The organism is Bacillus cereus group sp. RP43 (assembly GCF_040459645.1).
Taxonomy (GTDB): Bacteria; Bacillota; Bacilli; order Bacillales; family Bacillaceae_G; genus Bacillus_A; species Bacillus_A mycoides_C.
Map to the genome: position 1 here is coordinate 1,005,444 of NZ_JARVHQ010000001.1, position 11,878 is coordinate 1,017,321.

Below are 11,878 nucleotides of genomic sequence, written 5' to 3' on the forward strand. Positions count from 1 at the left end.
AGTTTGCATTATATTGTCACCCCTTAATCTGTCTTGTATAATGGATAGGTTAAGGGGTGATTTCGTGTTACAACCGAAGACGCGTTGGAAAGAAAAAGAATATAATGAGGAACTAGTGAGTGAATTAGCAAATAAATTGCAACTATCACCTCTTGTGACTTCATTATTTCTCGGCAGAGGCTTAAATACAGAAGATAAGATTGTAGACTTTTTAAATACAGCAGATCAAGAATTTCATGATCCATTTTTACTTGAAGGAATGGATCGGACTGTAGAACGTGTGAAAAAAGCTATTGAACATGGAGAACAAATATTAATATTTGGCGATTATGATGCGGACGGAGTAAGTAGTACGACTGTGTTATATCTTGCTCTCAAAGAATTAGGTGCAGAAGTAGAGTTTTATATTCCAAATCGTTTTACTGAAGGCTATGGGCCAAATGAAGAAGCGTTTCGTTGGGCGCACAGTGCAGGGTTCACATTAATTATTACTGTCGATACTGGTATCGCAGCGGTACATGAAGCGAAGGTAGCGAAGGAACTTGGAATAGATCTTATTATTACAGATCATCATGAGCCGCCACCAGAATTACCAGAGGCACTTGCGATTATTCACCCGAAATTAGAAGGCGGTGTTTATCCGTTTCATTATTTAGCGGGTGTTGGTGTTGCATTTAAAGTTGCACATGCACTTTTGGGCCGTGTGCCAGAGCATTTGTTGGAAATTGCAGTAATCGGTACGGTAGCCGATTTAGTATCGCTTCATGGTGAAAATAGATTGTTAGTACAGCGTGGACTGAAGCATATGCGAATGACTCGGAATATCGGTTTAAAGGCGTTATTTAAAGTTGCTAACGTTTCGCAAAGCGAAATTACAGAAGAAAGCATCGGGTTCGCACTCGCACCTCGTATTAATGCAGTTGGTCGTTTGGAAGATGCAACACCTGCTGTACACCTTTTATTATCAGAAGATCCAGAGGAAGCGAAAGAGCTAGCTGAAGAAATTGATGAGCTGAACAAACTTCGAAAAGATATTGTAAAGCAAATTACTGAAGAAGCTATCGCTGAAGTCGAAAATAATTTCCCGCCAGAAGAAAATAAAGTATTAGTCCTTGCAAAAGAAGGTTGGAATCCAGGGGTAATTGGAATTGTCGCTTCTAAGTTAGTTGAACGTTTTTATCGTCCGACGATTGTATTAAGCATTGATCCTCATAAAGAAACAGCAAAGGGATCGGCTCGTAGTATTGCAGGATTTGATTTGTTTGCAAACCTTTCAGATTGCCGTGAATTGTTACCGCATTTCGGAGGTCATCCGATGGCGGCGGGAATGACGCTTAATATGAATGATGTGGATGAATTAAGACGCAGGTTAAATGAGCAAGCAGATGTAATTTTAACAGCAGAAGATTTTATTCCGATTACAGCAGTGGATGCATTTTGTAAAGTAGAGGATGTAACGCTTGCTGCGATTGAGGATATGCAAAAGTTAGCGCCATTTGGCGTAGGAAATCCGAAACCGCGTATTGCGGTGAAAGATGCTGACTTAGGAAGTATCCGTGCAATTGGATCTGATGGTTCGCATTTAAAAATGGCTCTTCGTGATGGACAAGCAACACTGGACACGATTGGATTTGGATTTGGTACTTATGCGAAAGAAATCTCTCCAGTTGCGAAAGTTTCTGTAGTAGGAGAAGTGTCCATTAATGAATGGAATAACTTTAAAAAGCCGCAATTAATGGTGCAAGATATTGCTGTAGAGGCATGGCAATTATTTGACTGGCGTAGTATGCGTAATGCAGAAGCAAATTTAGCAGAACTTCCGAAAGAGAAAATAACCATGGTGTATTTTTCTGAAGAGGTATTGAATAAGTTTTCTTTAGAAGGCTATAAAGAACAGCTCGTGCATGCATCAGAGGTAACGCATTTAGATGATCAATATATTGTGTTACTCGATTTGCCGAAAGGAACAGATGAATTGCGTGATTTATTTAAAGTAGGATTTCCATCTCGAATTTACACGCTATTTTATCAAGAGAACAATCATTTATTTAGCACAGTCCCAACGAGGGAACACTTTAAATGGTACTATTCTTTCTTAAGCCAAAAAACACCATTTTCTTTAAAGCAATATGGGGAACAACTGTGTCGTCATAAAGGTTGGTCAAAAGATACAGTAAATTTCATGACACAGGTGTTTTTTGAGTTAGAATTTGTTACAATAAAAGACGGTGTCATTTTTATGGCAGACAAAAAACAAAAGCGTGATTTAATTGAATCGAACACATATCGTGAGAAAATGAACCACTTACAATTAGAGAAAGAATTGGTTTATAGCACATATCAGCAACTATATACATGGTTTGAAACGATTCGTAATCATAAATAAGTAGAACAGTTAGGGTAAAGGATTTGTATTTACAAACCTTTTATATCTGAGGAGGATTCAGAAATATGGATTTCAAGAAACATATCGCAATTGTACCAGATTATCCGAAAGAAGGTATTGTGTTCAAAGACATTACACCTTTAATGAACGACGGAAAAGCATATAAAGCAGCAACAGATGCAATCGTTGAGTATGCAAAAAAAAGAGACATTGATGTTGTAGTAGGACCAGAAGCGCGTGGTTTTATTATCGGTTGCCCAGTTTCTTATGCATTAGAAGTAGGTTTTGCACCAGTTCGTAAATTAGGAAAATTACCACGTGAAGTAATTACAGTTGACTACGGTAAAGAATATGGAACAGATGTTTTAACAATCCATAAAGATGCAATTAAGCCAGGTCAACGTGTATTAATTACAGATGATCTATTAGCTACAGGTGGAACAATCGAAGCGACAATTAAACTAGTTGAAGAACTTGGCGGAGTTGTAGCAGGAATTGCATTCTTAGTAGAGCTTACTTACTTAGATGGTCGTAAAATGTTAGATGGTTACGATGTATTAGTATTAGAAAAATACTAATCATTATATAGGTGAAACTACGGTGATAAAAAAGTACCCGTGAATCTCTTGGAGAGGAGCGGGTACTTTTGTATAATTGAACAAAAAAACATGGTGAAATGTCAGTAAAATCTTTTCCTTTTCACAATTCACAATCATTGGGTTATAATGATAGAATATAATTTATTCTACTTAATAAAGATAAAGTCAATTTTCAATAAAAGGTGATTCGATGGCAAATGAGCAAGTACTAACAGCTGAACAGGTACTCGAGAAAGCAAGTCAATATTTAGCGGATGAAGATATTGAGCTAGTGGCACGTGCCTATGAATATGCGCGCGATGCACATAGCGAACAATATAGAAAATCGGGTGAGCCATATATTATTCACCCAATTCAAGTTGCAGGTATTTTAGTTGATTTACACATGGATCCAGCTACAGTATCGGCAGGTTTCTTGCATGATGTAGTGGAAGATACAGAAATTACACTAGAAGATATTGAACGGGAGTTTAATAAAGAAATTGCTATGCTTGTCGATGGTGTTACAAAGCTCGGAAAGATTAAATATAAATCTCATGAGCAGCAACAAGCAGAAAACCATCGCAAAATGTTTATCGCAATGGCTCAAGATATTCGAGTTATTTTAATTAAACTAGCTGATCGTCTTCATAATATGCGTACATTGAAACATTTGCCTCAAGAGAAGCAGCGTCGCATTGCGAATGAAACGTTAGAAATCTTTGCACCTTTAGCACATAGACTCGGAATTAGTACTATTAAATGGGAGTTAGAGGATACGTCACTCCGCTATTTAAACCCACAGCAATATTATCGTATTGTAAATTTAATGAAGCGTAAACGTGCAGAGCGTGAAGAATATTTAGATGAAGTAATGACTGGTATTCGTGAGAAATTAAAAGAAGTTTCAATTCAACCTGAGATTTCTGGAAGACCAAAACATATTTACAGTATTTATCGTAAAATGGCATTGCAAAATAAACAGTTCAATGAAATTTACGATTTATTAGCTGTACGTGTCGTTGTAAATAGTATTAAAGATTGTTACGCGGTGCTTGGAATTATTCATACGTGCTGGAAGCCAATGCCAGGTCGTTTTAAAGATTATATTGCAATGCCGAAAGCAAATCTATATCAATCTCTTCATACAACTGTAATTGGACCGAAAGGTGATCCGCTAGAAGTGCAAATTCGTACGAAAGAAATGCACGAAATTGCAGAATTCGGTATCGCGGCACACTGGGCGTATAAAGAAGGGAAAACAGCAGAAACAACTGGTACATTAGAGAAGAAACTAACTTGGTTCCGTCAAATATTAGAATGGCAAAATGAAGCTTCTAATGCAGAAGAGTTTATGGAATCATTAAAAATTGATTTGTTCTCTGACATGGTATTCGTCTTCACACCGAAAGGCGATGTAATGGAATTACCACTTGGATCTGTTCCAATTGACTTTTCGTATCGTGTCCATTCAGAGATCGGGAATAAAACAATTGGTGCAAAAGTAAATGGGAAAATGGTGACCCTTGATTATAAATTAAAAACGGGTGACATCATTGAAATTTTAACATCGAAACATTCGTATGGCCCAAGTCAAGATTGGGTGAAACTTGCTCAAACATCTCATGCGAAAAATAAAATACGTCAATTCTTTAAGAAACAACGTAGAGACGAAAATATTGAAAAAGGCCGTGAACTTGTTGAAAAAGAAGTACGTGGTCTAGAGTATGAGATGAAAGAAGTGTTAGCTCCTGACAATTTAAAACGTGTTGCTGAGAAGTTCAATTTTGCAAATGAAGAAGATATGTTTGCAGCAGTTGGATATAGCGGAATTACAGCGTCGCAAATTGTTACGCGACTAACGGACAAGTTCCGTAAGCAACGTGAAGAAGAAGAAATCGTTGAAGTTAAAGAAGTTCGTAAACCGATGAAAATTCGAAAATGGGATTCTGGTGTAAAGGTAAGCGGTGCTGACAATTTATTGATTCGCTTGTCAAAATGCTGTAACCCAGTTCCGGGCGATGATATTGTTGGGTATATTACGAAAGGCCGAGGTGTATCGATTCACCGTCGTGATTGTGTAAATGTCCATACAGAAGAAGCTGTAGAGCGCTTATTAGAAGTAGAGTGGGAAGGTAGCCCTGAAAAAGAAATTGAATACAATGTTGATATTGAGATTTCAGGTTACGATCGCCGTGGTTTATTAAATGAAGTATTGCAAGCTGTTACGGAGACGAAAACGTACATTTCAGCTGTTTCTGGTAGAAGTGATCGTAATAAGATGGCAACGATTAACATGTCAATTTCTATTCGAAACTTACAGCACTTGAAGAAAGTAGTAGAGCGCATTAAACGTGTTCCAGAAATTTATGCAGTACGACGCATGATGCATTAATAGGGAGTGTATAAAAGATGAGAGTTGTTTTACAACGATCAAAAGAAGCGTCTGTCACAGTAGATGGTGAGATTGTAGGACAAATTCCATTCGGTTTAACACTACTAGTTGGCATTACGCATGAAGATACAGAAAAAGATGCAACTTACATCGCTGAAAAAATTGCAAACTTGCGTATTTTTGAAGATGAGAGCGGAAAGATGAACCACTCTGTACTTGATGTAGAAGGACAAGTTCTATCTATTTCGCAATTCACATTATACGGAGATTGCCGCAAGGGAAGACGTCCAAACTTTATGGATGCTGCGAAACCTGAATACGCAGAGCGTTTATATGATTTCTTTAATGAAGAAGTTCGTAAACAAGGACTACATGTGGAGACAGGACAGTTCGGAGCAATGATGGATGTTTCTTTAATCAATGATGGTCCGGTGACCTTAATTGTAGAAAGTAAATAGTGTTGCCGGGGAAGAGAGGATTATAGGATCCTCTCTTTTTTTATACATTGTGGTATGTTTTGTGTAGTTACAATAGGATTAATTTGAAGAGGAATAAAAGGAAAAGAAGGTGTAGCATGCTTCAAGAATTCAATATAGCTTTACGTTTTATGCTGGAGTTATGCATTCTTGGGAGTGTTGGATACTGGGGATTTCGAGTAGGAGAAATCCCAGCCATAAAAATTACACTGGCTATTATTCTTCCGATTGTTGTTGCTGTCATATGGGGGTTATTTGGAGCTCCACACGCAGAGTGGGAAGTGCAAGGTATATTACATGTACTGTTAGAAATTATCGTATTTGGAGTAGGTGTTGCAGCGTTGTATCATTTGAAGCACCCTTTACTTGCGAGTGGATTGGCTACCGTTATTATTGTTAATCGCATTCTTATGTTTATTTAGAATCAATAGCTGTTTCGGTTATGTATAACTATCTCATCAATATGGAACAATAAAAAGTAAAACATCCATATTGAATGTGAGGGATATACGTATGCGTATGAATGAAAAAGGGCATTCTGTTACAAATGGTGCTAATCAACTATTTAACGTAAATTTACATGATTTTATTTCAAAAGAACAAAATAATACTTCAATGGAGCTTGCTTCTGAGTTTGGGATTTCACTACAAGATGTAAAGCGCCTAAAGAAGCAGATTGAACGCTCTTAGAGCACTTGACAATCCTACTCAACAAACGTATAGTAATTTTATATTTACATATGAATATAACCGTTGATAGAGAAGAGTAAATGAGATACACATGGAAAGAGAAGAAATGTCTTAGGCTGAAAACATTTCTACATGATGACTGATTGAATGACACTCTGTAGGTTTCAACTTGAACAGCATATATGCTTAGTAGAGATGAACGCAAATTTAAGCGTTATTAAAAAAGTGGAAGCATACGTGCTTCAATTAGGGTGGCACCACGGGTATAATACTCTCGTCCCTACTGTTTAAACAGTAGAGACGGGAGTTTTTTTATTTTTATTAAGATTAAAACAATTTGAGGAGGAACTGAATATGTCTATTCAAATCCCACGCGGAACGCAAGATATCCTTCCGGGTAGCGTTGAGTTATGGCAGTATATCGAAGGGCAAGCACGCGAAATTTGCCGTCGTTACAATTATAAAGAAATTCGCACACCAATTTTTGAACACACTGAGCTATTTTTACGTGGTGTTGGTGATACGACAGATATCGTACAAAAAGAAATGTACTCATTCCAAGATCGTGGAGAGCGTAGTTTAACATTACGTCCAGAAGGTACTGCACCTGTTGTACGTTCTTACGTTGAAAACAAAATGTTCGGTGATGCAACACAACCAACGAAATTATACTATATCGGTCAAATGTTCCGTTACGAAAGACCACAAGCAGGTCGCTATCGTCAATTCGTACAATTCGGTATTGAAGCAATCGGTAGTAACGACCCTGCAATTGATGCGGAAGTAATTGCACTTGCTGTAGAGTTTTACCGCGGCATGGGCTTAAAAAATATTAAAGTTGTATTAAACAGCTTAGGTGATGCAGCGAGCCGTCAAGCGCACCGCGATGCATTAATTGCTCATTTTGAGCCGCGCATCGGAGAATTCTGTTCTGATTGTCAATCTCGCTTAGAAAAGAACCCTCTTCGTATTTTAGACTGTAAGAAGGACCGTAATCATGAATTAATGAGCACAGCACCATCTATTACAGAATACTTAAATGAAGATTCAGCAGTATACTACGACAAAGTACAAGAACTACTAACGATGATGGATGTTCCATTTGAGAAAGATCCGAATTTAGTACGTGGTTTAGACTACTACCAACACACTGTTTTTGAAATTATGAGTGAGGCAGAAGGTTTCGGTGCTATCACAACATTAAGTGGCGGTGGCCGTTATAACGGACTTGTACAAGAAATCGGTGGACCGGAAATGCCAGGTATCGGTTTTGCGATGAGTATTGAGCGTTTAATTATGGCGCTGAAAGCTGAAAATATTGAGTTACCAATTGAACATAGTATTGATTGTTACGTTGTAGCACTTGGTGAAAAAGCGAAAGACCATGCTGCGAAAATTGCGTTTGATCTTCGTAAAGCTGGACTATCAGTTGAAAAAGATTATTTAGATCGCAAAATGAAAGCACAATTTAAATCTGCAGATCGTTTAAATGCGAAATACGTAGCTGTATTAGGGGAAGATGAGCTAGATAAAGGCATCATTAACTTAAAAGATATGGCAACAGGCGGACAAGAAGAAGTAGCGTTAGATGTATTTGCTTCATACGTAGCAGAGAAATTAATATAGGGGGAACTTACAGTGGCTGAAAGAACACATGCATGCGGAAAAGTAACAGTAGAAGCTGTTGGACAAACAGTTCAATTAAAAGGTTGGGTACAAAAACGTCGTGACTTAGGTGGATTAATCTTCATCGATTTACGTGACCGTACAGGTATCGTGCAAGTTGTATTTAACCCAGAAACATCAAAAGAAGCGTTAGAAGTAGCAGAAACGATTCGTAGCGAATACGTATTACACGTAGAAGGTACAGTTGTTGAACGTGGTGAAGGCGCAATTAATGACAATATGGCAACTGGCCGTATTGAAGTACAAGCAACGAAAGTAAACGTATTAAACGCAGCGAAAACAACGCCAATAATTATTGCTGATGATACAGATGCATCAGAAGATGTACGCTTAAAATATCGTTACTTAGACTTACGTCGTCCTGTAATGTTTAACACATTCAAAATGCGTCACGACGTAACGAAAACAATCCGTAACTTCTTAGATACAGAAGACTTCTTAGAAGTTGAAACTCCAATTTTAACGAAGAGCACACCAGAAGGAGCTCGTGACTATTTAGTACCAAGCCGTGTACATGACGGTGAATTCTATGCATTACCACAGTCACCACAATTATTTAAACAGCTTCTTATGGTCGGCGGATTTGAGCGTTACTATCAAGTAGCACGTTGTTTCCGTGACGAAGATTTACGTGCGGACCGTCAACCAGAATTCACGCAAATCGATATCGAGGCATCATTCTTAACACAAGATGAAATTTTAGAAATGATGGAGCGTATGATGACGAAAGTCATGAAGGATGCAAAAGGTGTAGAAGTTAGTGCACCATTCCCTCGTATGAAATATGCTGATGCAATGGCTCGCTACGGTTCTGATAAGCCAGATACACGCTTTGAAATGGAACTAACAGACCTATCTGAATTTGCAGCAGATTGTGGATTTAAAGTATTTACAAGTGCGGTAGAAAGCGGCGGACAAGTAAAAGCAATTAATGCAAAAGGTGCTGCAAGCAAATACTCTCGTAAAGACATCGATGCATTAACTGAATTCGCAAAAGTATACGGTGCAAAAGGTCTAGCTTGGCTTAAAGTTGAAGAAGATGGCCTAAAAGGACCGATTGCAAAATTCTTCGGTGAAGAAGATGCAAACGTGTTAATGAGTACATTAGAAGCTAATGCTGGCGACTTATTACTATTCGTAGCAGATAAGAAGAGCGTTGTTGCAGATAGCTTAGGTGCACTTCGTTTACGACTAGGTAAAGAGCTTGAGTTAATTGACGAAAGTAAATATAACTTCCTATGGGTAACTGATTGGCCACTTCTTGAGTACGATGAAGATGCAGATCGTTACTTCGCAGCTCACCATCCATTCACAATGCCATTCCGTGAAGATGTTGAATTATTAGAAACAGCACCAGAAAAAGCGCGTGCACAAGCATATGACCTTGTATTAAACGGTTATGAGCTTGGTGGTGGATCACTTCGTATTTACGAGCGTGACGTACAAGAAAAAATGTTCAAAGCACTTGGATTCTCACAAGAAGAAGCACAAGAACAATTCGGATTCTTATTAGAAGCATTCGAATACGGTACACCACCACATGGTGGAATCGCATTAGGTTTAGACCGTCTTGTTATGTTACTTGCAGGTCGTACTAACCTTCGTGATACAATTGCATTCCCGAAAACAGCAAGCGCAAGCTGCTTATTAACAGAAGCGCCAAGCCCAGTTGCAGAAGCTCAGCTTGAAGAGCTAAGCTTGAAGTTGAACGTGAAAGAAGAGAAGTAAGAATAGAGTCTAGATGGTTATACTAACCCCATCTAGGCTTTTTTTATAGAGGTTGTTTAAAAATTCCGGTTTAGATGGCAGTCGCATCTCATCGTTGCTTAGAGCCAGTCCGGTGCTCAAGTAGTAAAAAAGCTACACTGCGCTCCTCCTGGCGTCAGCGCCTCGATCTACTCGGCCCTCTGAATCCTCCTTTTTAAGTGTATATGTAAGAAAAAATTCTGGTTCAGCTAGCGGTCTTATATTTTATTTTTTCTCTTTGAATATGTATTTTTAGGAATTCTATAACTTTTTCTATACAAATAGTCGGAAAAACGCTAGAATACATGGTAGACCATTTTTGTAATAGGAGTGTAGAGCTGAATGTTACATCAATTTTCACGTAATGAATTAGCCTTTGGAAAAGAAGGCCTTGAAATATTAAAAAATAGTACAGTCGGTATTTTAGGAATTGGCGGAGTAGGGTCATTTTCGGCAGAAGCGTTAGCGCGTTCTGGCGTAGGACGCCTTGTATTAGTTGACAAAGATGTTGTAGATATTACAAACGTAAACCGTCAAATTCACGCGTTAGTATCTACTGTAGGACGTTCAAAAGTAGAATTAATGAAAGAGCGTATTGCAGACATTAATCCAGAGTGTGAAGTAATTGGACTAGAGATGTTTTATACAGATGAAACATATGAAGAGTTCTTTAAACACGGTTTAGATTTCGTAGTAGATGCATCTGATACGATTACGTTCAAAATTCATTTAATTAAACAATGTTTACGTCGTAAAATCAAAATTATCTCATGTATGGGTGCGGCAAATAAAATGGATCCAACTCGTTTCCGTATTGCGGACATTTCTAAAACACATACAGATCCAATTGCGAAAGTAATTCGTACGAAGCTTCGTAAAGATGGTATTAAAAAAGGTGTAAAAGTTGTCTTCTCTGACGAAAACCCAATCGTAATTCGTGAAGAAGTACGTAAAGAAATCGTACCAGACGAAAATGCAAAAATTCGTAAAGCGAAATTACCACCTTCTTCAAATGCGTTCGTACCATCTGTGGCTGGTTTAATTATGGCAAGTCACGTTGTACGTGAGCGTATTAAAAACGTAGAAGTGAAGCGTGTAGGGCAAGAATAAAAAGGAAGCATATATCGTTTAGGATATATGCTTTTTGTATGTTTTAAAGAAATATCGATGTCGAATCGTTAATATAATTTCATTTACGGTGGTGCTGTTTCACTAAGGGAAAATAAACAAGGATGTCACTTAGTTGAAAAAGTGGCATCCCTGTTTTTAGTTTTCTGCTGAATATATAATATCTAAATTTCCATTTTGATCAGTCTTGAAAATCGGAGCAATTTGCTCTTCTTGTTCTTCGATCGAAACAAGTTTTCGAGCACGATCCATAATTCTAACAAGCATTGCATAATCTTCTTCGATTGCTTGTTGTTTTTTTGTGAGAATAGCTAATTTTGCTTCAAGTTCATTATTCGTTTTTTTCAAGGAAGTGAGCTGATTTTGTAATACGTCATTTTCAGTTTGTAACTTTGCGAGTGAAGGGTTATTGTGCTCCAAGTTTTGCAAAAATGAGATGACATTTTGCATTGTAAGATCTTGTTTATTTGGGGCGATATCTTCTGAAAACTCGGCATCGATTACGAGCTGCCGAGTTTGTGTGAAGTGCTCTTTTTCTATTTTAGCTTCCGAACGCTTTAATTCTTTACGTTGTTTTTTTGCAATTTGCACCGCATCTTCATAATATGGTCTTACTTCAGCATTCCATCTAAAGCCACAAGCTGCTGAAGTTCGGTTTAATGTATCGCCAACTTCATCGAATGCTTTTATTTGTGTACTTCCGCTGCGAATATGTCGTAAAACAGTTTCTGCTAAAAGGAGATCGTCTTCTTTTGTCCATGCATCTTGACGTGTTTTCATAAGCGAAGCCTCC

At 37.9% G+C, this 11,878-nt stretch carries 10 protein-coding genes and 1 other annotated feature; of the genes, 9 read left to right on the forward strand and 1 reads right to left on the reverse strand.

Annotated features, from left to right (window positions below; translation table 11 throughout):
- Nucleotides 1-64: 64 nt before the first annotated feature.
- The 9 genes from recJ (at nucleotide 65) to QCI75_RS05260 (ending at nucleotide 11,067) form a co-directional block, all read left to right on the forward strand.
- Nucleotides 65-2,386 carry a single-stranded-DNA-specific exonuclease RecJ gene (gene recJ / locus QCI75_RS05220; RefSeq protein ID WP_144503993.1) on the forward strand — a complete coding sequence of 774 codons (2,322 nt, stop codon included), beginning with the start codon at nucleotides 65-67 and terminating at the stop codon, nucleotides 2,384-2,386.
- A 65-nt stretch (nucleotides 2,387-2,451) separates the two neighbouring features.
- The gene (locus tag QCI75_RS05225; RefSeq protein WP_144503995.1) at nucleotides 2,452-2,964 is read left to right on the forward strand and encodes an adenine phosphoribosyltransferase; all 513 of its coding nucleotides are present in this window, start codon (nucleotides 2,452-2,454) and stop codon (nucleotides 2,962-2,964) included.
- A 211-nt stretch (nucleotides 2,965-3,175) separates the two neighbouring features.
- Nucleotides 3,176-5,359: a GTP diphosphokinase gene (gene relA, locus QCI75_RS05230; protein ID WP_002145623.1), complete on the forward strand. Its 2,184-nt coding sequence runs from the start codon at nucleotides 3,176-3,178 to the stop codon at nucleotides 5,357-5,359.
- A 17-nt stretch (nucleotides 5,360-5,376) separates the two neighbouring features.
- Complete coding sequence (locus QCI75_RS05235) at nucleotides 5,377-5,817, forward strand: D-tyrosyl-tRNA(Tyr) deacylase (RefSeq protein WP_144503997.1); 441 nt, start codon at nucleotides 5,377-5,379, stop codon at nucleotides 5,815-5,817.
- Nucleotides 5,818-5,933: 116 nt separating this feature from the next.
- Nucleotides 5,934-6,257, forward strand: coding sequence for a YrdB family protein (locus QCI75_RS05240; protein WP_353760047.1), 324 nt, complete (start codon nucleotides 5,934-5,936; stop codon nucleotides 6,255-6,257).
- A gap of 91 nt (nucleotides 6,258-6,348) precedes the next feature.
- Complete coding sequence (locus tag QCI75_RS05245; RefSeq protein WP_002015300.1) at nucleotides 6,349-6,525, forward strand: hypothetical protein; 177 nt, start codon at nucleotides 6,349-6,351, stop codon at nucleotides 6,523-6,525.
- A 54-nt stretch (nucleotides 6,526-6,579) separates the two neighbouring features.
- Nucleotides 6,580-6,810 (forward strand) — a binding site (T-box leader).
- Nucleotides 6,811-6,879: 69 nt separating this feature from the next.
- Entirely contained in the window at nucleotides 6,880-8,151 is a 1,272-nt protein-coding gene (hisS, locus tag QCI75_RS05250; RefSeq protein WP_000027074.1) for a histidine--tRNA ligase, read from the forward strand.
- Nucleotides 8,152-8,163: 12 nt separating this feature from the next.
- Entirely contained in the window at nucleotides 8,164-9,939 is a 1,776-nt protein-coding gene (aspS, locus tag QCI75_RS05255) for an aspartate--tRNA ligase (RefSeq protein WP_353760048.1), read from the forward strand.
- Between the two features lie 360 nt (nucleotides 9,940-10,299).
- A complete protein-coding gene (locus QCI75_RS05260) occupies nucleotides 10,300-11,067 on the forward strand; it encodes a tRNA threonylcarbamoyladenosine dehydratase (RefSeq protein ID WP_000903181.1) in 768 nt (255 codons plus the stop codon).
- Nucleotides 11,068-11,223: 156 nt separating this feature from the next.
- Here QCI75_RS05260 and QCI75_RS05265 read toward each other — a convergent pair whose 3' ends face one another.
- A complete protein-coding gene (locus QCI75_RS05265; RefSeq protein ID WP_144504005.1) occupies nucleotides 11,224-11,865 on the reverse strand; it encodes an RsfA family transcriptional regulator in 642 nt (213 codons plus the stop codon).
- Between the last annotated feature and the right edge of the window lie 13 nt (nucleotides 11,866-11,878).

Coding starts and splice junctions, on each gene's coding strand:
- QCI75_RS05240 (WP_353760047.1), top strand. CDS start 5,934: ATGCTTCAAGAATTCAATATAGCTTTACGTTTTATGCTGGAGTTATGC.
- QCI75_RS05260 (WP_000903181.1), top strand. CDS start 10,300: ATGTTACATCAATTTTCACGTAATGAATTAGCCTTTGGAAAAGAAGGC.
- QCI75_RS05245 (WP_002015300.1), top strand. CDS start 6,349: ATGCGTATGAATGAAAAAGGGCATTCTGTTACAAATGGTGCTAATCAA.
- QCI75_RS05265 (WP_144504005.1), bottom strand. CDS start 11,865: ATGAAAACACGTCAAGATGCATGGACAAAAGAAGACGATCTCCTTTTA.
- QCI75_RS05225 (WP_144503995.1), top strand. CDS start 2,452: ATGGATTTCAAGAAACATATCGCAATTGTACCAGATTATCCGAAAGAA.
- hisS (WP_000027074.1), top strand. CDS start 6,880: ATGTCTATTCAAATCCCACGCGGAACGCAAGATATCCTTCCGGGTAGC.
- QCI75_RS05235 (WP_144503997.1), top strand. CDS start 5,377: ATGAGAGTTGTTTTACAACGATCAAAAGAAGCGTCTGTCACAGTAGAT.
- relA (WP_002145623.1), top strand. CDS start 3,176: ATGGCAAATGAGCAAGTACTAACAGCTGAACAGGTACTCGAGAAAGCA.